Genomic DNA, 26301 nt, shown 5'->3' on the forward strand with positions numbered 1-26301 from the left:
TGGGGCCATTAATGTCTAAAGCAACGTCTTTTGATATTGCCTATCGTGCGGGTGTATCACAATCTACAGTTTCTCGCGCGCTACGCAATAGCCCTTTAGTCAACGAAGAAACGCGGCAAAAAGTACAAGCCATTGCGCGAGAGTTAAATTACAAAGTTGATAAGCATGCCAGCAGTTTACGAACGCAACAAAGTAATACTATTGCGTTATTATTATTTGAAGATCCCACTAATGATGATTCATTAATAAATCCGTTCTTTTTATCCATGCTAGGCAGTATTACACGTGCGTGCGCACAAAAGGGATACGATTTATTAGTGTCATTTCAGCAGCTAAGTGATGATTGGCATGCTGACTATGAAGACAGTAAAAAAGCGGATGGCCTAATTTTATTAGGTTATGGTGACTTCATGGATTACGAAGAAAAGTTAATACAATTAAGCGAGCAAAATACCCACTTCGTACGATGGGGTGCAAAAGTAGATAATGAACGAGTATTGTCTGTTGGCTGTGATAATTTTCACGGTGGTTATCAGGTGACAGAGCATGTGATTAAACAAGGTAAAAAAGCATTTGCTTTTTTAGGTGATGCTTCTACTCATTCCCCTGAGTTTTTGAATCGTTATCATGGTTATTGTCAAGCGTTAACAGATAACAAATTAACCGTTGAAAGTAAGCGTCAAATTGATGCCATTTCTGTTGAAGATTCAGGATATGAAGCTGCATGTCAGTTGATTAACAGTGGCATTGACTTTGACGCTATTTTTGGTGCTAGTGATTTGATCGCTATTGGCGCCATGCGTGCATTACAAGAGCATGGTTATACAATACCTGATCAAGTTGCTGTAGTGGGGTTTGATGATATCGCCATCGCAAGTTTTACCATTCCATCTTTAACCACCGCTAAACAAGACACTAAACTTGCAGGTGAATTATTAGTTGATAATTTAATTGCGTTAATAAATGGCGAGTCGCCAGATGATGTTTTAATGCCTACCACACTTATCGTCCGTAAATCGTGTGGTAGTTAATATCAATGACAAGTTAACTATGCTGGTGACTTTCTTTTACACGCAAAGTTAATAAACCAGCCAAAATCATACTTGAACCGCCAATAACTAATGAGTAAATAGGCTGGTTATCAAAAACCTTGGTGATTAACACACCTAAAATACTCGCGGCTAAAATTTGTGGTAACACAATAAAGAAATTGAAAATCCCCATGTACAACCCCATTTTTTTTGCGGGTAAGGCATTAGCAAGTAGGGCGTAAGGAATGGATAAAATAGATGCCCAAGCAAAGCCAACACCAATCATGGATATTATGAGGTATGTTGGATTATCGATAACAATAAATGAAACAAAACCTACTCCACCAAGTAATAAATTAATCATATGTGCTATACGCAGATTAAACAGCTTAACAATTAATGGAATACAAATGGCTGCAAAAACAGCAGTTAAGTTATACGTTGAAAATAACACGCCTACCCAGTCTGCTCCTTCATTATAGGCCACAGATGTAACATCAGACGTATTATAGTGAAACGCTGTTATTGCTGCTGTGGTGTAGGTCCACATGGCAAAAAAAGGAAACCAAGAGAAAAATTGCACTACCGCTAATTGTTTCATGGTATCAGGCATTGCGAATAAATCTGCCATAATTTGGGCAAAACCATTGTCAACTTTATGTTGTTTATGCATATAGTTAGCAACGAGTAAACATAAACCAAATACAACAAAGCCTCCGGTTAAAATATAGAGACTTTTATCTAAGCGCGATATGTTGCTATAAACTAACACACTACTGACGATGCCGATTATTAGCGTGATCATGCCATAAATACCATAAGGTGGTGTTACTCGTGGCATTGGATGAACAGTTTCTGTATCTTCTGCTTGTTCAAACGCGGCTAATTGTTCAGGTGAATATTCTTTAGTGGTAAAAATTGTCCATAATACTGCAAGTAAAAAAACTGCTCCACCAGCGTAAAAAGCAAATTTCACTGAGTCAGGTAACTGTCCTGGCGCTGCTGTATTACTGATATCAAGCCAGTTAGTCATGATCCACGGTAATGATGATGCAACCACAGAAGCAACACCAATAAAAAAGCTTTGCATTGCATAGCCTGTTGCTCGCTGTTTTCTCGGTAACATATCACCGACAAAAGCGCGAAAAGGTTCCATGGAAATATTAATAGAAGCATCCATGAGCCATAGCATACCAGCCGCCATCCATAAGGTAGGAGAGTTTGGCATGATAAACAGTGACAAACTCGCGGCAATAGCTCCTATCAAAAAGTATGGGCGACGGCGACCGAATTTACCCCAGGTATTATCACTCATATAGCCAATAATCGGCTGTACAATTAACCCAGTAATGGGGGCGGCGACCCATAAAATCGCCATGTTACCGTAATCTGCGCCTAAGGTTTGAAAAATGCGACTAACATTGGCATTTTGTAAAGCAAAACCAAATTGAATACCCATAAAGCCAAAGCACATGTTCCAAATTTGCCAAAAATTTAGTGTTGGCTTTTGCTGCGTTATGGATGAAGTTGAAATTGTCATTATTATTACCTAGTTGCTGCGACTGCTTAATCTAGTGCTTTAAAGCGAATGGCGGTACCACCGCTTGTAGCGAGTGCTAGCGTTAAACTATCATTCGCTGAAACCGACTTGTTTTCAATGATTATTTCATATGGGTTATCAACCCAATTTGCATTATCGCCATCTCGATAAATTTGCGCTTGGTAGCGCTTGCCTTGCTCAAGAAAATGTAAGGGTAAATTAATGGTGCGGGCGTGTTCATTGGTTAATGCCCCTACATACCAATCTTTACCATGACGTTCTTGACGTGCTATTACCACATATTCACCTATTTCGCCGTCTATCGCTTTACTTTCTTGCCAATCAGTTGGTACATCTTTAATGAACTGAAATGCCGGTAAATTTGCTTCATAATGACGCGGTAAATCAGACGCCATTTGAATCGGACTAAAAATAACGACGTACAGTGCTAATTGTTTTGCCAATGTGGTTTGTGGGCGATCAGTGTTCGCGCCTAACCCTTTATATGACATATTAAAGGTGCCAGGTGTAAAGTCCATTGGTCCAGCTAACATGCGAGTAAAAGGTAAGATAGCAGCATGTGATGGTGGGTTTGGTGGTGATCCCCACGCGTTATACTCTTGACCGCGAGCACCTTCTCTGCTGATCCAGTTCGGATAGGTTCTGCGTAAGCCAGTATCTTTAATCGGCTCGTGTGTATTAATGCTGATTTGATATTTGGCGGCTAATTTAATGTTGTCTAAATATTCATTGACCATAAATTGGCCATCATGCCATTCAAAACGCGCAATACCGTGTTCATCAATACGTTTGATTTTTCCACCATCAGCGACATAACCTGTTTTAACTTGGCGAACACCGTGTTGTTGGTACAGCTCAAAAGCGTCAGCCATTTGATGACGATAATTGGTTACATTGCCAGATGTTTCATGATGACCCACTAAACGTACACCTTTTGCCAAGCCATGCTCTGTTACTGCTTTGATATCAAAGTCGTCATATGATTGAGTAAAATTAAATACATCACCGTTGTCGTACCAATCACCATCCCAGCCAATGTTCCAACCTTCCACTAGCACGCCATCGAAGCCATGTTTTGCGGCAAAGTCCATGTAACGTTTGGTTTCTTCTGTGGTAGCCCCGTGTTGCTCACCACTACCCCAAGTGGTTTCACCAACATGCATCCCCCACCAGATGCCCACATACTTTCCAGGTTCTATCCAAGACGTGTCCGTTAATTTACTGGGCTCATTAAGGTTTAAAATCAGATCAGAGTTGAGTAATCCCGCTGCATTTTTGCTCATTTGAATCGTACGCCAAGGGCTGGTGAAATTTGCTTTTTTTCTCACTAAAATTCCGTCGTACCAAGGTGTTAAATCCGCTTTTAGTTTATTATGACGACCTTTTTGAATCGTCATGCCGGCATAGTCGACCAGTGCGGCTTCATGAATACTTACATGTTCGCCGTCTGCTAATTTCATTGTCAGCGGAGTATGTACATGATCTATTTCGGATAATGGAGTAGTTTCGTATATATATTCATAGCGATTCCAACCACGTGCAGGGATCCACCAAGCAGTGGCTTTCTCAGCATGCGGTATATTAAATTCTGTTAATTCATCAGTGATAGCAATATCACCATCTAGCCCTGGCTGTTTCGGAACTTCATAGCGAAAGCCTATACCGTCATTAAATACGCGAAAGCGCACGCTAAATTGGTTAGACGTTTTTCTGTTGGTAGTGAAGTTCACGATTAATTCATGATGATTATCACGTACATTTTTGCGTTCGCCCCAGGGTAATTGCCATGTGCTGTCAGCCGTTTTTTGTTTACTTGAAGCAATTGTAAAGCCCTCAGCTAGGTCAGCTGACTGCTGAAACCTTAAACCAAGCAGCGATGTATCAATCACTTGGTTGCCGTTAAAACTTACCCGGTAACTTGGTGTATTTTCGTCACTTATTGAGACTGTTATTTTGTTGTTTGGCGAGCTTACCTTAACTGTTTTTGCTAATAAATTTGGTGCGTATAAGTAGGCGCTTGCAAAAAGGGTTGTTAGAACCAGCAGATTTTTCTTCATTATTTTTCCTGAGGGTTTATTAATGGTTAACAGCATAAAATTACTGGTGGCAAATTACAGCTAGTTGCATACGTATTCAGCATAATTTCATCGCTCTGAACTGACTTAATCTTTATGCGAATTGGTATTATTGCTTGATAAAAACGGCGGTGGTTAGCGCCGGTACAGAAAAACTGTTGGTACCTATTTGACTTTCTTTGACCACGTTATCAGCTCCTTGTTGTTGTACTGGATGAAGTTGGTAGTCGTTTGCGTTAGCAAAGTTGAGCGTTTTGCGATTACCTGAGTTATTAAATATAACAAGGGTGCTCGGATAGTTTTTGTTACCATTGATACTCATTGCAAGCATACCAAGCTGTTGTTTGCTGCCAGTATTATGGAACCGAACATTGGCAATAATTTGTTTGGCGGTGGTTAAACGAAAAAGTGGGTTAGACATTCTTATGTTGACCAAATCAAGGAAAACCTTGGTGCTAAATGCAATATCCTTTGCAGAGGCTACATCTTTGCCAGCATTCTTATGGCGTAATGTTAAAATGGTTGGCCAGTTTTGTTGGTCCTTTTCTGCTGGCGGTAAGCCGATCTCGTAGTTATTTGAGCGTTTGGTAAAATCTACATAGTTAAACCAGTCGCCATAATCATAGGAATCTCGCAAGAAACCTTTTGATCGTAACATTTCACTGCCCATATGAATGAAAGGAATGCCCTGGGAAAATAACGGATACGCAAGCGATAAAAGCTGCATTCGCACACGCTGCTCAGTGGTCAAATCATAAGCAATACGGTATTGGTTGTTGTCCCATAACGTTTGATTGTCGTGCTTTGATACGTAGTTAATGGTGTCGGCAGGATCAAGTGCATAGCCTGTTGGTTGATCGCCATATGGAATTTCACTTCCTTTTCGAATGGTATCTTCTGCAGTAAATAATGGGTAGTTAGCTAAGTTGCCCGTTAAACCAATTCGGAGTTGATCGGCTAACGCGAGATAACGTTGGCGATCGTCGCCTGATTGCAGTTCATTAGGAAATGTTGCCAAACCATTAGCAATACCTTGGCTTTTGCGAATTTCTTGTCCTTGCGCATTAAATGCACCGCCTCTTACAGCGTCTCTTAACCTGTCGGTAAAGGTACCAATTTCAGTTCCACCAAGTGCTAGTTGACTGGCTTGCTCAAATCGCTGGTGATTGGCAACTTCACCAAAGTTCCATCCTTCACCATAAAAGTAGGTGTCAGCATCAACGGCTTTTACTGCTCCACGGGCGTTAAGCATTGATGATTTGGGTTGGTGGCCCATTAGGTCAAAACGAAAACCGTCAATTTTGTAATCTCTTGCCCAAACTACTAATGAGTCAATCATTAATTTTTCCATCATCGTATGTTCTGTTGCAGTGTTATCACAACAAGTAGACTGGGCAATTTTTCCCGTAATAGGATCTAATCGTTGATAATAATTAGGAACAATTTTATCGAGAACAGCAGTTGGCGCTAAGGCAGCTTGGTGGGTATGGTTATAAACAACATCCATGATCACGCGAAACCCTAAATTGTGTAATGTTTGTACCATCGTTCGAAACTCAACAATGCGGCTTACTCCATCAGAGTTTATTGCGTAACTGCCTTCCGGCACTGTGTAATGAAATGGGTCATACCCCCAGTTATAATTATCATGGCGTTGTAGTGCTGAAATAACGGCTTGTTGTTGTTTGCTCGTACTAGGCAACGTTGCCAGATATTCATTTAATTTCTGCGATTTATCGGTATTTAATGCACAAATTTCTTCAAGTTGGCTTTTTCGGCAAATATCATTTAGTGAGTTGTTGATATCTATTACGGTTTCGCTATTTTCATCTACCGTGCCTATATCGAATGCGGGCAGTAAATGAATACTGTTTATTCCTGCGGTTCTAAGTGCTTTTAAATGTAACATTCCGGCGCTATTTTTTTCGGTAAAAGCGAGGTATTTACCTCGATTATTCTTATTTTTTAGTGTTGTATCGTGTGAACTAAAATCACGAATATGGGTTTCATAAAAAATATTATCTTCAGGGTTTTTAACAGGGTTATCTCGCTGCGTAAGCCAGCCTCTTGGCTGGGTGGAAGGGTGATTTAAATCAAATATTTGTGAGTGCTCACTATTCGTTGATAAACTCAGAGAATAAGGGTCAGTTGTGATTACTTCTTCTATTTTTTTCGTGCTTGGATGATATAAGGTGATTTGGTAGCGATAGAACTGTTCATGTAACGAATGAGATGTGGTCGCTGACCAAATGCCTGTACTTTTATCTTCATGCATCTTGAGTTTGTAAGGTGATGTAGGTCGTTTAGCCTTATCAAAAAGTTGAACATTTATTGCCAACGCTGTAGGTGCCCATAACTTAAATTGCACGCCGTTATTCGTGAGTCGTGCACCTAATTCATTATCTTCATTCGCATCTTTTTGCCCTGAAGTATAAAGCGCATCGATCACGTTTGCGGTTTGAACATATGTACCTACGAGGTCGCCATGCTGTTGTTTATACACAATAAGAGGTTGTTTTAATAACTGTTTTATTTGTTTGGTTTGTGCTTTGACTGTGAAACACTGAAATGCTTGTAAGTGTGGGTACTTATGCGCTAATGACTGACTTATTTGGCACTTAGCTAATGGAAATGTTTGTTCTATTTTTTCAGCATTGAACGTAGCAAGGGTCATTTCATCGGATGAAAATTGTGTCGCAACTACTATGGTGTCAGGTGTTAACCAGTGGGCTCCCGCCAACTTTATATTATTCGATGTTTTTTTTGGAACAACTGCCGTCGTGCTGCTGTGTGAAAAATGTTGAAGTTGTGCATTTACTTGTTCTGTTATGCATAGCCATAGCATGATGGTTAAAAAAAAGCGCATCTTAAATCCTGTTAATTTATAAGCAGTATAGTCGGTGAATTTTGCTTAATTTACGTTGCGAGGCTATGAATAAGAAGTAGCTAGGTATTATTGCATACGTATTCAATCATTTGGTTGTGTTAGCATTTTGTAAATTTTTGTTTAAAAACCATCCGCTATCTGTGGTGAAGAATGCTATATTTTATCAGGGCTGTAACCAAATGTTTCAACACTAAAAAAGTCTTTATTGTCTTCATTTTGAATACGTATGCAGATAAATGCATAAATTGAATACGTATGCATAATGTATTTTTCAGAAGCCGACCTCTCTATATTTAGGTCATCCACGTGACAGTGGGTATCGACTTACACATGAAATATACATTTAGTTATTACAACAGCTATTGGATACGCTGAAAATTAAAATAAAGTACAGGGAAGGTAGGGGAGAGAATACAGATGGTTAAGTTTACACCGAGCAAGTTAACATTGGCGTTGTTGTCGACGGGTTTGATGGCAGTTAGCGCTTCATCGTTTGCTTACGCACAGCAAACCGACGAAGAAAAAGAACAAGCAAAAAAAGCAGATCAAGAAGTTGAAGTCATCGAAGTAAAAGGACTTCGTGGTAGCTTAATTAAATCAATTAACACAAAACGTTTTTCTTCAAACGTTGTTGATGCCATTAGTGCCGAAGATATCGGTAAACTACCTGATTCATCAATTGCTGACTCCCTATCACGTATTTCAGGGTTAGCGGCACAACGTTTGGAAGGCCGTGCGAGTGTTATTAGCATTCGCGGCTTTGGTGAAAATGAGTCGACTACAACACTTAATGGACGTGAACAAGTGTCTATTGGTGATGGACGTGGTGTTGAATTTGACCTTTATCCATCTGAAATCATGAGCGGCGTTAGTGTTTACAAAACGCCGAATGCGTCAATGACTGGTGAGGGCATCGCAGGTGTCATTGATATGCAAACGATCAGTCCGCTATCAAAAGCAGAACAAGTGATTGTGATCAATGGCCAATATGAGAAAAATGGCCATGACGCAGTGGTAGATGGTTATGATAATAATGGTCACCGCTTAAACTTCTCATATATTGATCAATTTGCTAATGACACACTGGGTGTCGCCTTAGCTTTTAACACGATGGAATCTCCTGGCCAAGAAAAGCAATTTGGTCGTCATGGTGACCCATTCTTGTATGACCTGACGGATGAAGAAGGCAATAGCTACACAGGCATTAAAGGCGCGAATATCAAAGGTCGTTCTTCAGTATTAGAGCGTGACTCTGTTATGGCTGTTGTAGAGTACGCCCCAACAGAAGACTTAACCATCACCGTTGATTCTTTATACGTTGATTTTAGTGATAAACGCTACGTAGGCGCGATAGAATTCGGTTTTAATAACTGTGATGATGAAGGTAAGTTCCCTGATTGTGAATATACCATTAATAGTGTTGAAGACGGCTTTGTTACGGGGGCTACTTACCGTAATTTTCCTTTTTATGTAAAGAACAATCAAGAACACCGCACAGCTGATTTATTAAACTTAGGTGTAAACATCGAATACCGTGTTAATGATGACTTAACGGTAACGTTTGATGCCAGCTCTTCTGAAGTAGAGCGTGATTTATATCAGCATGCTACGTTTGGTGGTGCATCATCTTTTGCGGGTAATGAAGTAACGTATCAATTAAATAAAGACGGTTCGGGCGGTACTTTTGATAGTTCACTTGACTATGGTGACCCCAATACGGTTGGCTTAGGCGATATTATGGGGTGGGATCTTGCTGGTGAACGTTCTAACCCGAAAGTAGAAGATGAAATTAAATCATTTAAACTTGCAGCTAAACACATGCTAGAAAGCGACGTGTTTGACTCGATTGAATTTGGTTTAGCCTATCGTGAACGCGATAAACAAAAAACGATTAGCTATTCAAAAACTGATGTTTTACCGTCTGCGATGATCCCTGGTACTAATGTAGCTGCTATTTCACCTGAATACTTACTGGGTACGGTTGATTTAACGCACGCCAATTTGGGTCATACGCTTATCTTTGACCAAGAAGCCTTGCTTTCAAGTGGCGCGGTTTATAGCGAAACAGATGTGACTTACTCTTGGGGTAAAATTAATGATGCTTTCCAAGTGAGTGAAGAAGTATCAGCAGCATTTGTGCAAGGTAATATATCAACTGAAATAGCCGGTAAGTCGATACGTGGTAATGTTGGCTTACGCTACATCAAAACAGAGCAAAGCTCAATTGGTGACACGTTTGGCTGGAGTGGTATAGATACTAAACTTGATTTCTCGCACTCTTATTCAAATTTCTTACCAAGCGTTAATATTATTGTTGATGTATCAGATGATGAAATTCTGCGTTTTGGTTTTGCGAAAACGATTGCTCGTCCTACGATGGATGACATGAAAGGTGGTATTTTAGTTGAACCAACAAGTTGGAGTGGTAATCCTGACGACACCGATATTAATGGCAATTATTGGAAAGCTTCAGGGGGGAACTATCAATTAGAAGCCCGTGAAGCAAATGGTTTTGATGTAAGCTATGAGAATTATTTCTCAGATGAAGGTTACTTCTCGGTAGCGTTATTTTATAAGAAAATTAAAAACTGGAATTTTGATAGCGTTTATGAAACTGAACTTCCGTTAGATGACGCATCGTTATCAACACACCCTGTTGCGGGTAATATTGATGGTTTTAGTGATAAAACAGCGACGGTTAACGCAAAAGAAAATGGTGGTGAAGGCGACTTACGCGGTGTTGAACTTTCAGTGTCATTTCCTTTTAAAATGATTGATGAGAGCTTAGAAGGCTTTGGTATTTTTGCTAGCCATACAATGGTGAAGCAAGATATGAAAGACTTTAACGGTGATGATTATACCTTACCTGGCTTGTCTGAGCGTGTTTCAACCATTACCGCGTATTATGAAAAAGACGGCATTCAAGTGCGTACCTCGATGCGTAAACGTTCTGATTTTACCGCGTCAATCTATTCAACTATTGGCTTAACGACTGAACAACGTTTCGGTCTAGGCGAAACGTTAGTTGATGCGCAAATTGGCTATGACGTTACTGATAACCTTTACCTTTATGTGCAAGGTCAGAACCTAACGAATGAGGCGTTCCAAACTAAATTTGACGATGCTGATTACGCTACTGATCAATACTTTGATTATGGTCGTAGCTATCAAGCAGGGTTTACCTATAAATTTTAATAGTAATACGTTTTAAGGTTAGTTGAATAAGTGCCCTGGTAATGTCATGTTATTGGGGCATTCTACTTTTTCTCCTATTGAAATTTACCCTTCGGTGCTTAGGTCGAGAGAATTATCATGAAAAATAAAGTGAATAAGGTTGTTATTTTAGGTGGCGGCACGGCAGGGTGGATGTCGGCAGCGCTGTTAGTGAAAACCTTCGGCAATAAACTGGATATTACGTTAATAGAGTCAGACCAAATAGGCACTATTGGCGTTGGTGAGGCGACGATACCGCCGATTATGCACTTTAATGAAGAGTTAGGTATAAACCCTAAAGCGTTTATCAAAGCAACTAAAGCGACAATAAAGCTCGGCATTGAATTTGAAAACTGGGGAACAGTTGGTAATCGTTATATGCATGCTTTTGGTGATATTGGTAAAAGCTTTCCGCTTTGCGATTTTAATCACTTTTTTACAAAAGCACACCACGCAGGGCTTAACTATGATTTTTGGGACTTTTCATTAAATTACCAAGTCGCTAAACGTAATGCATTTGCGTTACTCGATAAAATACCAGGCTTGAATCTTAACGGACTCGCCCATGCTTATCATTTTGATGCTGGGCTTTATGCAAAATTTCTAGCTCAATATTGCCAAGCCAAAGGCGTGAAGCGAATCGAAGGAAAAGTTTCACAGGTTGAACAATGTGAAAAAACAGGCAATATTCTGTCATTAACCCTAGAAAATAGCACTCAAGTGGCTGGTGATTTGTTTATTGATTGTTCGGGTATGAAAGGGCTGTTGATCGAACAACGTTTGAATACAGGCTTTGAAGACTGGTCTCATTGGTTACCTGCTGATAGCGCTATAGCAGTACCGAGTGAAAGTGTTTCTCCGATTAAACCATTTACACAATCCATTGCCCATGAAGCTGGCTGGCAGTGGCGTATTCCATTGCAGCATAGAACAGGTAATGGCTTTGTATATAGCTCAAAATATTTAACAGATGAACAGGCCCAACAATGCTTGCTTACAAATTTAGACGGTAAAGCGCTAGCAGAACCGAAAGTGATTAAATTTAAAACCGGACGTCGTTTAAAACAATGGCATAAAAATGTGGTTGCTATTGGTTTGTCGAGTGGTTTTTTAGAGCCGTTAGAGTCAACTAGTATACATATGATCCAAAGTGCTATTGTGCGTTTAGTGAAGTTATTTCCTCATCAAGGTATTGATGAGGTGATGATAGAAGAATTCAACCGTCAATCTACACTTGAATACGAGCGTATTCGTGATTTTATTATTTTACATTACAAGCTTAATCAACGTGACGATAGCCAGTTTTGGCGTGACTGCCAGCGAGCAGAAGTGCCCCAGTCTTTAAAACATAAAATGGCGTTATTTAAGTCTTCAGGGTTAGTGTTTCGAGAAAATGACGAGCTTTTTACAAAAATTGCCTGGCAGCAGGTATTTTTAGGTCAAGGGTTAATTCCTGATGACTATCATCGTAGTGCAGATCAACTAAACACTGATGAATTAAATGAAATGCTTTACAGCATTAAACAAATAATGACTAAAACGGCTGAAAAGATACCACCGCATCATCAATTTATTGATGCATGTATTCGCTGATATAAGGGATTAATAATAAAAAAAACCAGTGCATTGCACTGGTTTTTTACGTTCAGTTTACGTTATTTAATTGCGCGATAAAGCGCAAATGACAAACCTGGCAGAGAAATACGTGACTGTTCACCCACTGTTTCTATTAATGCTTGTTCAGATGGATGAATGAGTTGATATTGTTTATCGAGGGTTAATAGTGCTGATTGCTCAGCAATTGCTGTGTTAAAAGCGATGAGGTAATCATCTCGTTTATCTTGTTTACGCAGTACTAATAAGCCTGCCTTATCTTGAGTCAATATAACCTCTTGCTCGCCGACACGTAATGTTTTATGTTGGTGGTAAAGGGACGTTAAGGTTGAAAAGTAAGTAAATAACGGGTGACTGATATCAAAGTTATCCTGTGCGGTACTTGCCGTTGTTTGCAGCAGTTTCTGGGCATTATGGGTAGCTACTTTAGATGGCATCATGTCTTGTCGCGCGTTGTGGTTATCACCTGTACCAATAAAGCCCTGTTCGTCACCGTAATAAATAACAGGCACTCCCCTTAAGAAAAAAGTCATTGCGCTGGCTAGCTTGAGTCGCCGGCTAATTTCTTGGTGACTAAACTTTTCTTGTTTCGCAAGCAAATAAGCAAAGCGACCCATGTCGTGATTTCCGGTAAAGTTTAATAATTGATTGGCATTTTTATATAAACCGTCTTGTGCAAAAAGCGTACTAAACAATGCAGTAGGCTTTTGTTCTATTAACGTTTGATACAACACTGACTGTAGGCCAAAGTCGAGTACAGACGGTAAAGTACCCTCTGTTGTAAATTTACTTAGCTCAATGGGGTTGCCACTATATACTTCACCAAACATAAAGAAGTTTTCTATGCCTTGAGTTTCGGCATGATCAGCAAGTGCAGGAATAAATTGTTGCCAAAACTCAATATTGACGTGTTTGACGGTATCTATGCGAAAGCCATCAGGTTTAAACTCGCTGATGATGTGTTTGTAAATATCGATCATACCCTCAACGACCGCTTGCGATTCCGTATTTAAATCATCAAGGCCGAAAAAGTCACCATTTAATGAGTTTTCACCACTAAAAGTAGAGTCGCCTTGGTTATGATAATGTTTAGGATGATTTAGCCATGCTGGCGTTTTTAGTTGCTCATTACCTTTTTGAATGACTGTTCGATACCCCTTGCCTTGAGCTATCTCAGCAAGAGAGATGTAAGGACATGCTTCACCGCTTTCAGACCATCCTGAACCGTCTTGTCCATGGCATTCCTTGTATTTGATCACATCGGCAGTGTGATTGGTGATAATGTCAAAAAATATCTTAATATTGCGTTTATGTGCAGCATTAATCAACGCTTTAAGGTCATCATTACTGCCTAGGTGGGGATCAATTTCGGTAAAATCTAATACCCAATAACCATGATAGCCAGCGATATCTCCTTGCACTGCTTGATTACGTAAAATAGGCGTTAACCAGATACTAGTAATGCCAAGCTGTTCTAAATAAGGAAGTTTATTCGTTAAACCCGCTAAATCCCCACCGTGAAAATACTTTTCATTGCTAGGGTCAAAACCGCCAAAAGAAATCGGTATTTCATTCGCGCCATTGTCATTCATGGTATCACCGTTACTGAAACGATCAGGTAACACGAAGTAAAAGACTTCATCTTCAATCGGTCTTTGTTGATAAGGCATCAAATCACTCGCAATGACTGGTGTTATGGAAGATTGCAATTGTTGGACACTGGTTTTTTCTTGTTTGCACCCGAACAAAAAAGCTGCACACCAGCTCAGTGTAAATAGGGTCAATAATGTTTTTAAGTGTAATGCCATAGGTGCCTTGTTTATTATTGTTACGTTAGCAAAAGTACTTTGTATTGATAGTACAAAGATCTCAGCGACAAGTATAAAGGTTACATACGTATGCATAACAATTCAGGCATGGATTAACCATGCATACGTATGCAGTAGCATTGCACTAAATCAAGGGGCTACTTATGCTTACAGGGTCTCGATTAATCGTGACTGGCCACTGCACTTAATACTGTAAGCCACATGAATATTATAAAATAACGTAGATTGGACTTGTATGGAAATTCAACCTTGGTGGCGTGGCGCCGTAATATATCAAATTTATCCTCGCAGTTTTATGGATGCCAACAATGATGGTATCGGTGATCTTGCTGGGGTTGTTGAAAAATTCCCCTATATTAAAAGCTTGGGCGTAGATGCGGTTTGGATTTCGCCGTTTTTCAAATCACCGATGAAAGATTTCGGTTACGATATTAGTAGCTATCGAGAAATTGATCCGATGTTCGGTAATATGGATGATTTTGATCGCTTAATGAACAAAGCGAAAGAGTACGACATTAAAGTCGTGATAGACCAAGTATTGAGTCATACTTCTGATCAACACGCTTGGTTTATTGAAAGCCGTCAAAATAAATCGAATGCAAAGGCAGATTGGTATGTGTGGGCTGATGCTAAAGAAGATGGTACGCCACCCAATAACTGGTTATCTATCTTTGGTGGATGTGCTTGGCAATGGGAGCCTAGACGTCAACAGTACTACTTACATAATTTTCTTACCTCGCAACCTGATTTAAATTTTCATCACCCTGATGTGCAAAAAGCTGTACTTGAAAATGTTGAATTTTGGCTAAAACGTGGTGTTGATGGATTCCGTTTAGACGCAATAAATTTTTGCTTTCATGATCAGCAATTACGCGATAATCCGGCAAAAGCGCCTGAAGATAGAAAAGGTCGAGGGTTTAGTGAAGATAATCCGTATGCCTTTCAATATCATTACTACAATAATACCCAACCAGAAAATATTGCGTTTATGGAAGATATACGTCACTTAATGGATAAATACCCAAATGTAGTGACGTTAGGTGAAATATCTTCCGAAGATTCATTGCAAACTATGGCTGACTATACCCAAGGAAATAAACGATTACACATGGCGTATAGTTTTGAATTATTAACACCTGATGGTAGCCCTCGCTATATTCGACAAACCGTTGAAGCACTAGAAGATAAGTTAGTTGACGGTTGGCCTTGTTGGGCCATTGGTAATCACGATGTGATGCGGGTTGCTTCCCGATGGGGGACTGATGAAAACCGCGAAGCACAAAGTAAAATGTTTAATGCGTTACTTGCCTCGCTACGAGGCAGTGTTTGTAGTTACCAAGGTGAAGAACTTGGTTTAACGGAAGCCGACATTGCTTATGAAGATTTACAAGATCCTTACGGCATTACTTTTTGGCCTACCTTTAAAGGTAGGGATGGTTGTCGAACACCAATACCTTGGTCAGTTGATGCAACCAATGCGGGCTTTTCACAAAGTGATCACTTGTGGTTACCTGTAAGCGACGCGCATCAAGAAAATGCTGTGTCAGTGCAGCAAAACCAACCCTCGTCGGTATTGAATGCTTATCAAACCTTTTTACGCTGGCGTAAAAGTCAATCACCTCTGCTATATGGTGATATCAACTTTATAGAAAGTAGTGACGATAAGTTAGTGTTTACACGTGGATATGAGGGGAAAACGATACATGTTATTGCTAACTTTTCTGCCAAGACAATTACGTGTGATTTACCTTCTTCAGCTTGTCACCTAACGGAAGGTCATGGCTTTTTAGCCGCTGATATTTCAACGAATGAGCAGCATACAACTGTTACGGTAGCGCCTTATCAAATAGCCTATCTCGCTCAATAGTTTTATATTTCGTTAATAAATAACCATCGTACTTAATTGTTCGATGGTTTTTTTGTGCCTAGCAACAAACACTATATGTACCCTGAACGTGGGGTATTAGCGGCCGCTTTTTAATACTTTGTTGCCTACAAACGCGAGAACCTCTTGAACTTTGTGGTATAGTTTTTGTTCGTATTTAAGCATGCACCAAAGAGCACATGCCTATTTAAAGTGCAAAAAATAGTATTTAAATTATGATCAATGTTAAACAAACAGGGCTAACAGTTGAGCAAGAAATCACCTCATGTTATCAGCGTGAGTCAGGTGCTGTATTGGCAACGCTTATGCGTTTATTGAATGGTCATTTTGATTTAGCGGAAGAAGCGTTACAAGATGCATTCACGGCAGCTTTATTGCAATGGCCAAAAGATGGTGTGCCTAATAACCCGCGCGCATGGTTAATTTCAACAGGGCGATTTAAAGCGATAGATAAGCTTCGTAAAAATAACAGTTTCTCTAGATACCTCACTTCAACGATACCTGATGACGTGGTGCAAACCGCCCTCTTTGAAGAGCCAGAGGTTATTGAAGATGATTTACTGCGATTGATTTTTACTTGCTGTCATCCCGCGTTAGCAATAGAGGCCAGAATTGCACTAACACTCAGAGAAGTATGTGGTTTAACAACGGAAGCGATAGCCGCGGCATTTTTAATTCCAGTTTCTACTCTTGCCCAACGTATTGTTCGAGCTAAAAATAAAATTCGCGAATTGCAGATACCATATGAAGTACCTGATACTGATTTGCTGCCAGAACGATTACATTCGGTGCTAGCTGCTTTGTATTTATTATTTAATGAAGGCTATTCGGCAACTGTTGGTCATGACGTTACATGCACAGAACTACCCTTAGAAGCTATTCGGTTAACGAGGCTACTGTCGGGATTAATGCCACAAAAAGAAATTATTGGCTTATTAGCATTAATGCTACTTCACGATGCCCGTAAAAAAGCGCGTATGGATGAGCACGGCGAACTTGTTTCTTTGGAAGAGCAAAACCGTACTTTATGGGATCAGCCGCAAATAGCAGAAGGGTGTCAATTCGTAAAAAAAGCATTATCAATGGGGCAAGCTGATCCCTATACATTGCAAGCAGCTATCGCTGCCGTACATTGTGAAGCGCCTAGCTTTAAAGAGACTGATTGGGCTGAAATTACTGGATTATACCAAGTACTTTTATCAATAAATTTCTCACCGGTTTATGCGTTAAATCATGCGGTAGCGCTATCGATGCGAGACGGCCCCACTGCCGGTTTAAAGGCAATAGAAGCAATAGAAGATCATAAAGCATTACAACATTATTATTTACTTTATGCTGCAAAGGCGGATTTATATCGACAACTTGCGCGTAAAGATGCAGCATTGTCTGCATATAAACGCGCTTTAGATTTAACCCAACAAGCCCCCGAAAAACGGTTTATCGAAAAAAGAATGGCAACGCTTTAATTATTTTTTATGTGGTGTGTCGAAATTTTAAGGCCTTATACGACTACTCTTTAAAACACTTAAAATAAACACATAAGGAGTAAAAAATGACATCGATGATTTTCGTCAATCTACCTGTAGCCAACCTATCAGCAGCGATAAAATTTTATCAAGCAGTTGGCTTTGATAATAACCCGAAATTTACCGACGACACTGCAGCATGTATGGTGTGGAGTGAAAATATTCATGTCATGCTATTGACACATGAAAAATGGCGACACTTTACGCAACGTCCTATCCCCGAAACTTCTTCTAGTGAAGTGATGCTAGCTTTGTCATTAATTGATAAGAAGCGTGTTGATGTAATGCTTAAAACTGCTCATGAATGCGGAGGTATCGCAGATGTCAATCCAGTGCAAGATTTTGGCTTTATGTATGGCCGTGCTTTTACCGATCTTGATGGACATGTTTGGGAAGCTATGTGGATGGATCCAGCAGCAGCGGCTGAATAATAAGGTAAACGTTAGCGCTGATTTATAAACATTTACAAACCCTAAGAAAAGGAGAATAAGAATGACCTATATTGATGGCATGGTAGCAGCAGTACCTAAAATGAATAAAGAAAAGTTTAAAGCACACGCTGAAGCATTTGATGCCGCTTTTATTGAGTGGGGAGCGATACGTGTTGTGGAATGTTGGGAAGATGATGTCCCTGATGGAAAACAAACAGACTTTCGTCAAGCGGTTAAAGCTAAAGCTGATGAACAGATCGTGTTTTCTTGGATTGAGTGGCCTGACAAAGAAACACGTAATGCTGGCATGGAAAAAATGGAAGCAGCAATGAAATCCGATCCAAAGATGAACATGGAAGAAAACCCTATGCCTTTTGATGGCATGCGGCTTATTTATGGTGGATTTGTGCCAATGATCACCATGAATCAATCTTAACATTTACGGCTGTTGTATAGGGGGAGTCGATAGGCTTCCTCCCTATGTTACTTAGCCCTAAATGTTATTACTTGAGTATTATTGAGACACAATAGGAGGCAATTCATGAAATATTTATGTTTAGTTTATTATGATGAAACTAAGATGGAGAAGTTATCACAGACAGAGTGGGATGATTTAAATCAAGAGTGCATCGCTTGCGTAGAAGGCTTATCGGCTAGCGGCCACTTTATTGATGGTGCGCCTTTGATGACAACGGATAGGGCATTGAGTTTGCGTATTCGCAATGAAAAGCCTTTGATCACCGATGGACCCTTTGCTGAAACCAAAGAACAGTTAGCCGGCTTTTATATGCTTGAAGCCAGAGATATGAATGATGCACTTAGATTGGCACAAAAAATCCCTCCTGCTCGTTACGGCACTGTTGAAGTAAGGCCTGTTCGCGAGCTAAAACATGATAATAATGACAGATAAATAATGAAGTGATAAACGTTAATGATTCATTCACGTTTTTTGCAAATTAATGGATGAAATTAAGTAATTGATACGCCATAAATAATAAGATAATAGCGATGAGACTATCGAATATTCGCCACTTGGTTGTCGAGCTAAGCCAGTGTTTTAATGTTGGAGAAAACGCAGTCAGTGTGATAAACCAAATAATTGAGCCTATACATGCACCAAAAGCAAACATTTGAGGTGAAGATTGTAATGCGCCGATACTACCAAGTAGTACAACAGTATCTAAATATACATGAGGGTTTAAGAAACTGATCATTAATGTTTGTGTGACGGTAACTTTCCAGTGATGGGCATTCGCTTTTGCTGCATTTAACCCTGAACTTCCTTGATAAGCTCTATAGGCTGCACCTCCTGCTAGATAGATCAACATGAGTACACCGCCATAGGTAAGCCAGGGGGTTATAGCGGGTAAAAGTTCTTTAATTTCATTTGCGGCATATACCCCTAATATAATGAGTAATACGTCGGAAAAAATACATGCGGCGGCTAATGCTAGACGATTTGCACCCGCCATGCTTTGACTAAGTACCCAAATATTTTGTGCGCCAATGGCTATTATAAGGCTTAAGCCAAGCATTATCCCTGAGAAAAAAGACAACATATTAATTCCATGAGTTTTTATTCACTCAATTAGTAAGTTTATATTTGCATCATACGTAAATTTAATTATTATCATAATGAATAATACTGTTGATACATGAGTAATAATCATGATGGATTATCAATTGCTAGAAGCACTTCACGCGATAGTCAATGAAGGTGGTTTTGAAAGGGCGGCAAACAAACTTTTTATTACCCAATCTGCGATAAGTAGAAGAATACAGTCGCTCGAATTGCTTTTAGGTGAGCCAGTATTAATACGATCAAAACCGCCAAAACCGACGGGTAAAGGAATACGTTTGTTAAACCATTTTCAACAGGTTTTACAATTAGAAATGGAGTTAAATATAGACTCACTTGCCGATACTGCAGCTAGTGCGATGCCAATCACTATACGCCTAGCAACCAATCGAGACTCATTAGCTACTTGGTTGCCAGAAGCGTTAAGTATTTTAAATGGTTTAGATCAACAACAGATGAAATTCGAATTACTGGTTGATGACCAATCTGTTGTGCTTAATAAGATGAAGTCTGGCGAAGTGATGGCATGTATTTCTTCAGAGCCTAACGCGATTAATGGCGGAAAAGTGAGTTACTTAGGTATGTTGCGTTATCGAGCTGTCGCATCTCCGGCGTTTTTATCCAAATACAAAGTGAATGTCGCTCAAGACTTAGTCAAATGCCCGTGTCTTATTTTTGATGAAAATGACAACTTACAACATCAATTTTTGGCGGATGTTGTAAAAAGCGATACTGATTTTGTACATTTATTGCCATGTCCAGAGGGTTTTAAACAAGCGTTAATCGCAGGGGTTGGCTATGGCATGTTACCTGAGTTGCAGTGTGTTGATGCACTTGCCGAAAATAAACTTATTATCCTCGGAGATGAATACTCTATTGATGTACCCTTATATTGGCATTATTGGCAATCAGAAGCCCCACAATTAAAAGCGTTGAGAACACAAGCATTAACCGTATCTTCGCTACGTTTATTTCAACCTGATAAATAGTGGCATAGGCGTATATGCTATTCCTGTTTTTCATCGCAGAATAATTATTCACGCAATAGCCTGTTAAGTTCTTTTATTAATTTATCTTTTTCTAAGGGTTTTGATAAGTAGCCATCAAAATATTGGCGATATAAGTCTTGTTCACTTTTCAACGCGTTAGCGGTTAAAGCAATGATGGGTTGTTCAGGTGCCTCTGCCTTTATTTTTTTACAAGCGGTTAAGCCGTCCATTTCTGGCATTTGTATATCCATAAAAATAAAGTCTGGGGCGCAAATATGAAATTTATTAATCGCATCAACACCGTCATTTGCCATAACAATATTAGCATTGGTAGGCTTCATCATTTTAGAAATAACCAATTGATTTATTTTGTTATCTTCAGCAATGAGTATGGTTTTATCATGCATATCAGGGTAGAGAGTATCAAGTGTCACTGTGGTGGATTTGTCACCAGTAACAGCTGTTAAAGGCAAGGCTACAGCGATAGTTGTACCTTTATTGATCTCGCTTTCTACATCGATAGAGCCTTTCATTAGCTTCACTAATTTATCTGATATGGGGAAACCAAGACCTGTGCCACCAAAGCGGCGTGTTGTAGAGCTATCTGCTTGTTCAAAACGGTTAAATAAACGCTTTAACGTTTGTTGATCAATACCAATACCGGTATCTTTAATGGTAAACAAAACACCATTATGTTTTTCGGCACTTGCAGTTATGCTAACTGAACCTTTCTCGGTGAATTTAATCGCATTAGAAATTAGGTTAATCAATATTTGCCGAATACGAACGATGTCGCCCAACCAACATTCGTCTTGAACTTGGTTATCAAAGCTTAAGTTAATATTTTTACCTTGAAGTAACAGTGACAATTCAGAATTTAATTGTTCCATCAAAACGGGTAGCTTAAATACTTCATTTTCTAATTCAAGCTTACCCGCTTCAATTTTCGAAAAGTCGAGAATATCATTGATAATCGTAATGAGAGATTTAGTTGAATGATAAGCGGTTGAGATGAGCTTTTTATTATTAGCGTCAAAGTCTTGTTCTTTTAATAATTGAATCGTACCGTAAACACCGTTTAAAGGGGTGCGTAATTCATGACTCATGTTAGCAAGAAATTCTGATTTTGCGATGGATGCTTGTTCAGCTTTTATTTTTGCTTCTTTTAGCTCGTGCTCATGTTGTAACGTTTCCGTTAAATCGTACGCTATTCCTAAGTAACCTAACGATTCTGAGGTTGAATTCGCTAAAGAGGTTACACTGAGTCGTACTTGAATATGCTGGCCTGACTTACTGACATACGTCCATTGGTTGGTATCTATTTCGACGTATTTAGTTTTCACGACAAATACTTCGAACCCTGGTGTAATATCTTCATTTAGTTCTTTTGAGAGCTCAATAGATTTGGCAATAACTTCACGTTCAAGGTGAAAAATAGCAGGTGAATGTGTATTGATTAGCTCATCAGCACGGTACCCTAACAACTTTTCTGCAGCAGGATTAAATACTTGAATTATCCCTGTTTTGTCCGTTGCAATGACCGCGTACGCTGCATTTTTTAAAATACTATCGTTAAGCAAGTTAGCTTGTATCAGTTCATCGGTTTTATTTGCTACAGCTGTAGATAATTGTGAGTTGGTCAGTGTTAATTTTTCTTCTCTTGCTTTGGCAAGATCAATTTGATATTGGGCAAGTTGTGCTTTTCGTTGCAAAGCTAAGTGTAATAAAAAGTACGATAATAGTGTTACCAAAGTGAATATGGTACCGGTCATTAACCCTAAATACTGATGGGGTAAATTTAAGTTCTGCAAAAACTTTTCGGTCGAAAATAACTTAATTTCCCATGTGCGACCATAAATGGGCACTGTTTTAGCCATGTATTGCATACTAGTTAAATTTTCAGCCTGGGCTTGGTAAAAAGGCACTTTATCTGTAGTGTCGCTAATGGCTAGGAGATCATCACCAACTTGTGTCACTGTGGCTAAAATTTCACCGATCAGCAGAGGGGCGTAGGTCCAACCATAAACCGTATCTTCAATTTCCTTGACTGACTTGGGTATGCTATTGTTGTGATACACTGGTTTGACTAATAAAAAACCATGTTCTACTTTTCCAGTGGCTTGCACTAGTGTGATAGGAGCCGTTAAAGTCGTTTGATTATTTAGCGCTGCATTTTCTAAAGTAACTCTGCGATTTTTTTCCGAACCAACGTCTAATCCAATCGCTTTATTATTAACAGATTCAGGAAAAATATATTGAATAATATAACGCGTCTTATGATGTGGAGTTAACGACTTGATAGAAAACTTATTATCAGGCCTGTCTTGGTTAGCTTGCTCAGTAAACTGTGATTCTTGTTGTATCGTTACAGGTTTGATAAGGCCAAAACCACGGGCGCCTTTATATCTCTCTGGATAGTTTTGGGCGTTACTAAAGGTATGAATTGTTTTATGAGTAATGTAGCTAGGGTCGTGCGAAAGAATTGTTGAATGTAAACTAGCTACACCTAAGGCATAATGATCGAGCCTTTCTATAATGCCATTAGTAATAAAGTTTAATCGTGTTTTTAATGCTTGTTGAATTTGGCTTTCAATCTTCTCTTCATGACTAAATTGTTGGTAAGTGGAAAATATAAGTCCAAAAATAATAATAAAACAACTAAATAGATATTGCTGTTTAGTAAAACTTAATTTAAATAATGACAGAATTAAACCCTCAAATATTTTCAATTTTAGGTAAATGTTAAGTGTGTACGGAAAATTCTTTGCACGTTGTAAATAATAAATAGGTAAAACATACGTGCATTATTGCGCACTCATGCTTCTTCAAGTATATATTGTCGGCTTGAGTTAGCAATATTGTTTTACCAATTTGATAAGCTGATGCCAATTGAATTTATGTTGATATTCTGCCACCATCTTTCTTTTCAAGTTAAATGCCCTGATGAAATTATTTTTTACCTTACTCCTTACCTTGTTTTTCACTGCCTCGGCATTGGCTGAACAAGCAAGAGTTGCCGTTGCATCTAATTTTATTTTACCGATGAAGTCGCTTATTGAAGCGTTTGAAGCTAACTCTCCTTATTTCATAAAAGCGTCTTATGGTTCTTCGGGAAAGCTCTTCGCGCAAATATCTCATGGCGCACCTTTTGATATCTTTTTTTCTGCTGATCAAGCAAAACCAGACGCTCTTATTTCTTCAGGATTAGCAACAGCAGAGCACCGCTTTACCTATGCTCAAGGTAAGTTGCTGTTATGGTCGAATAAACGTTCTTCAGTTAAAACAGTATCTGAAGTATTAATGGGGGGTCAATATAATAAAATTGCACTTGCAAACCCTAAATTGGCACCCTATGGAGCAGCAGCAAAATCAGTGCTAGTGGAGTTGTCATTGGCAAATGCAACGAGAAAAAAATGGGTGATGGGAGAAAACATTAGTCAAGTATATAGTTTTGTTGCGTATGGCAGTGTTGATATAGGGTTTGTGGCACAATCTCAATTGATAACGAGTAACGTGAGTGGACAAGTATGGCAAATTCCTCCTTCGCTTTACGAACCTATTAATCAAGATGCAGTATTATTAATGAAAAGCAAAACGAATATAGCAGCAATGGCTTTTTGGACATTTTTGCACACAGATGAAGCCAAAAAGATAATTCAGGCTTATGGCTACGAGACTTTTTGAGGTTAACAAACACAATGCTTTCAGCTGAAGATTTTGGTGCTATTTGGCTAACGATAAAACTGGCAACTACAGTTACTGTATTATTATTACTTGTCGGCACTCCTATTGCGTGGTGGTTAACGCATACAAGCAGTCGGCTTAAAGCCGTTGTAAATGCATTAGTTACCTTGCCCTTAGTGTTGCCGCCCACAGTTATTGGTTTTTACTTACTGATCACAATGGGGCCTGATGGCGTTATTGGCCAATTCACTCAAATGATTGGCCTTGGTATATTACCTTTTACCTTTTGGGGATTGGTGATCGCGTCTATGGTGTATTCGTTACCATTTGTGGTGCAGCCAATTCACAATGCAATGCAGGCGGTTGGTAAACGACCTGTAGAGGTTGCAGCAACATTGAGGGCTGGGCCAATGGAACAATTTTTTACGGTCGTTTTACCTTTAGCAAAACCAGGCTTTATCAGTGCTGCGGTATTAGGTTTTGCACATACCGTTGGTGAATTTGGTGTTGTTTTGATGATTGGTGGTAACATTCCAGATGAAACAAAAGTGATCTCAGTGCAAATTTATGATCACGTTGAAGCTTTGCAATACACCCAAGCGCACACGTTATCATTAACCATGGTACTCTTCTCTTTTGCGGTGTTGTTGCTGTTACATTCAGTGCAACGTCGTTCGAACTCGAATGTGTTTTTAGCGAAAGGACAATCGTCTAATGACTAACTGTCCACAGATATCAGCAAAATTTTCATTGTTCAGAACGCAGAAAACACAGCATGACAGCTTTGTATTAGACGTTGATTTTTCAATCCCTTTTCGCGGCGTAACGGCTATATTTGGTCATTCAGGCTCCGGTAAAACAACGTTGCTGCGTTTAATTGCAGGGTTGGAAAAGTGCCAACAAGGACAGATAGTGGTTGATCAACATGTTTGGCAGCAAGGGGATGTTTTTTTGCCTGCCCATCAACGCACCATAGGGTATGTGTTTCAAGAACCGAGCTTGTTTGATCATTTAACTATCATCAAGAATTTACAATACGCACTTAAACGTGCTGATTCACCCGTTTCAAATGCACATTATAATGAGGTGATTGAACTACTTGCACTCGAACCATTATTAACAAGATACCCGACACAGCTTTCAGGAGGTGAGAAACAACGCGTTGCTATTGCTCGCGCAATTTTCATTCAGCCAACGGTATTACTGATGGATGAGCCTCTTGCCTCATTGGATGGAAAACGAAAAGCAGAAATTCTGAGCTATTTAGAAACATTAACGAAAGTCGTGAAAATTCCCATTATTTATGTCAGCCATTCGGTAGATGAAATCATGCGTCTTGCTGACCATGTCTTAGTATTAGATGCAGGGAAAATTAGTGCACAGGGTAGCGTTTTTGAAGTGTTTTCACGTTTAGACGTAACGTTAGGGCAAGATAAAGGGGTCGTTTTATCAGGGAAAATTGTTGCGTTTGAGCCTCAGTGGCGGTTGGCAAAGTTTGAGTTTTCTGGTGGCGATTTGTGGCTTCCTGATAACGATTTTAACCTTAACCAAACAGTTCGTGTTCAGGTGAAGGCTTCCGATATTAGTGTTACTAATACATGTCTTGATGACTCGAGTGTTTTAAATCGTTTAGCTGCGAAGGTTGTCGCTATCAACGAACAAGCAGAACAAGCAATGGCCTTAGTGCAATTATGTGTTGGCGATAGTATGTTCATTGCGCAACTGACACGAAAATCTATTGCAAACTTAGCATTATCTCCAGGTAATCATGTGTGGTTACAAGTAAAGTCGACCGCGATTGTGCGTTAAATAACCGTTTCATCAATAGTGATGCTCGACCCAACAATCATTTGATGAAATACATTTAGCGTAATTACATCATGACCACTTAATTGATTGGATTGGTATTAAGACTGTATAGCAATCGACCAATCAACAAAAACATACGTCGGCTTGGTCTGGTTTTTTTTTGCAATGCCCTTTATAGTGATTAGCTA

The 26301-nt window shown here is 39.4% G+C and carries 18 protein-coding genes; 12 read left to right on the top strand and 6 right to left on the bottom strand.

The window, feature by feature from the left end; all coding sequences use genetic code 11:
* The first annotated feature begins 11 nt into the window (after positions 1 to 11).
* Positions 12 to 1031: a LacI family DNA-binding transcriptional regulator gene (locus tag QUE72_RS02370; protein WP_254849563.1), complete on the top strand. Its 1020-nt coding sequence runs from the start codon at positions 12 to 14 to the stop codon at positions 1029 to 1031.
* A gap of 13 nt (positions 1032 to 1044) precedes the next feature.
* Here QUE72_RS02370 and QUE72_RS02375 read toward each other — a convergent pair whose 3' ends face one another.
* The 3 genes from QUE72_RS02375 to pulA all read right to left on the bottom strand — a co-directional run bounded on the left by QUE72_RS02375 (position 1045) and on the right by pulA (position 7533).
* Positions 1045 to 2571, bottom strand: coding sequence for an MFS transporter (locus QUE72_RS02375; RefSeq protein ID WP_407704947.1), 1527 nt, complete (start codon positions 2569 to 2571; stop codon positions 1045 to 1047).
* 26 nt (positions 2572 to 2597) lie between these two features.
* On the bottom strand, positions 2598 to 4649 hold the full coding sequence (locus QUE72_RS02380) for a glycoside hydrolase family 97 protein (protein WP_286271283.1): 2052 nt from the start codon (positions 4647 to 4649) through the stop codon (positions 2598 to 2600).
* A gap of 127 nt (positions 4650 to 4776) precedes the next feature.
* Positions 4777 to 7533, bottom strand: coding sequence for a pullulanase-type alpha-1,6-glucosidase (gene pulA / locus QUE72_RS02385; RefSeq protein ID WP_286271285.1), 2757 nt, complete (start codon positions 7531 to 7533; stop codon positions 4777 to 4779).
* A 438-nt stretch (positions 7534 to 7971) separates the two neighbouring features.
* Here pulA and QUE72_RS02390 point away from each other — a divergent pair, with 438 nt between their 5' ends.
* On the top strand, positions 7972 to 10749 hold the full coding sequence (locus tag QUE72_RS02390; RefSeq protein WP_074498749.1) for a TonB-dependent receptor: 2778 nt from the start codon (positions 7972 to 7974) through the stop codon (positions 10747 to 10749).
* A 117-nt stretch (positions 10750 to 10866) separates the two neighbouring features.
* Positions 10867 to 12360: a tryptophan halogenase family protein gene (locus QUE72_RS02395; protein WP_286271286.1), complete on the top strand. Its 1494-nt coding sequence runs from the start codon at positions 10867 to 10869 to the stop codon at positions 12358 to 12360.
* A 62-nt stretch (positions 12361 to 12422) separates the two neighbouring features.
* Here QUE72_RS02395 and QUE72_RS02400 read toward each other — a convergent pair whose 3' ends face one another.
* Positions 12423 to 14189 (bottom strand): alpha-amylase family glycosyl hydrolase, encoded by a 1767-nt coding sequence (locus QUE72_RS02400; RefSeq protein WP_286271287.1) that lies wholly within the window; start codon positions 14187 to 14189, stop codon positions 12423 to 12425.
* A gap of 256 nt (positions 14190 to 14445) precedes the next feature.
* Here QUE72_RS02400 and QUE72_RS02405 point away from each other — a divergent pair, with 256 nt between their 5' ends.
* The 5 genes from QUE72_RS02405 to QUE72_RS02425 all read left to right on the top strand — a co-directional run bounded on the left by QUE72_RS02405 (position 14446) and on the right by QUE72_RS02425 (position 18962).
* The gene (locus QUE72_RS02405) at positions 14446 to 16077 is read left to right on the top strand and encodes an alpha-glucosidase (RefSeq protein WP_286271289.1); all 1632 of its coding nucleotides are present in this window, start codon (positions 14446 to 14448) and stop codon (positions 16075 to 16077) included.
* A gap of 233 nt (positions 16078 to 16310) precedes the next feature.
* Positions 16311 to 17561, top strand: a complete 1251-nt coding sequence (locus QUE72_RS02410; RefSeq protein WP_286271291.1) for an RNA polymerase sigma factor — start codon at positions 16311 to 16313, stop codon at positions 17559 to 17561.
* Between the two features lie 86 nt (positions 17562 to 17647).
* Positions 17648 to 18052 (top strand): VOC family protein, encoded by a 405-nt coding sequence (locus tag QUE72_RS02415; protein ID WP_286271293.1) that lies wholly within the window; start codon positions 17648 to 17650, stop codon positions 18050 to 18052.
* 61 nt (positions 18053 to 18113) lie between these two features.
* Positions 18114 to 18488, top strand: a complete 375-nt coding sequence (locus tag QUE72_RS02420) for a DUF1428 domain-containing protein (protein WP_286271295.1) — start codon at positions 18114 to 18116, stop codon at positions 18486 to 18488.
* Between the two features lie 105 nt (positions 18489 to 18593).
* A complete protein-coding gene (locus QUE72_RS02425) occupies positions 18594 to 18962 on the top strand; it encodes a YciI family protein (protein WP_286271297.1) in 369 nt (122 codons plus the stop codon).
* A 46-nt stretch (positions 18963 to 19008) separates the two neighbouring features.
* Here QUE72_RS02425 and QUE72_RS02430 read toward each other — a convergent pair whose 3' ends face one another.
* Entirely contained in the window at positions 19009 to 19611 is a 603-nt protein-coding gene (locus QUE72_RS02430; RefSeq protein ID WP_286271298.1) for a LysE/ArgO family amino acid transporter, read from the bottom strand.
* A 109-nt stretch (positions 19612 to 19720) separates the two neighbouring features.
* Between QUE72_RS02430 and QUE72_RS02435 the strand changes: the two genes are divergently transcribed.
* A complete protein-coding gene (locus QUE72_RS02435; RefSeq protein WP_286271299.1) occupies positions 19721 to 20620 on the top strand; it encodes a LysR family transcriptional regulator ArgP in 900 nt (299 codons plus the stop codon).
* 44 nt (positions 20621 to 20664) lie between these two features.
* Here QUE72_RS02435 and QUE72_RS02440 read toward each other — a convergent pair whose 3' ends face one another.
* Entirely contained in the window at positions 20665 to 23349 is a 2685-nt protein-coding gene (locus QUE72_RS02440; RefSeq protein ID WP_286271300.1) for a CHASE domain-containing protein, read from the bottom strand.
* 214 nt (positions 23350 to 23563) lie between these two features.
* On the opposite strand from QUE72_RS02440, the gene modA reads away from it, so the two are divergent.
* The 3 genes from modA to modC are packed head-to-tail and all read left to right on the top strand — an operon-like array spanning position 23564 to position 26113.
* Positions 23564 to 24304, top strand: a complete 741-nt coding sequence (modA, locus tag QUE72_RS02445; protein WP_286271301.1) for a molybdate ABC transporter substrate-binding protein — start codon at positions 23564 to 23566, stop codon at positions 24302 to 24304.
* Positions 24305 to 24318: 14 nt separating this feature from the next.
* On the top strand, positions 24319 to 25026 hold the full coding sequence (modB, locus tag QUE72_RS02450; protein ID WP_286271302.1) for a molybdate ABC transporter permease subunit: 708 nt from the start codon (positions 24319 to 24321) through the stop codon (positions 25024 to 25026).
* On the top strand, positions 25019 to 26113 hold the full coding sequence (gene modC, locus QUE72_RS02455) for a molybdenum ABC transporter ATP-binding protein (protein ID WP_286271303.1): 1095 nt from the start codon (positions 25019 to 25021) through the stop codon (positions 26111 to 26113). Before modB ends, modC begins: the two co-directional genes overlap by 8 nt.
* Positions 26114 to 26301 lie beyond the last annotated feature (188 nt).

Source organism: Thalassotalea hakodatensis, assembly GCF_030295995.1.
Classification (GTDB): Bacteria; Pseudomonadota; Gammaproteobacteria; order Enterobacterales; family Alteromonadaceae; genus Thalassotalea_C; species Thalassotalea_C hakodatensis.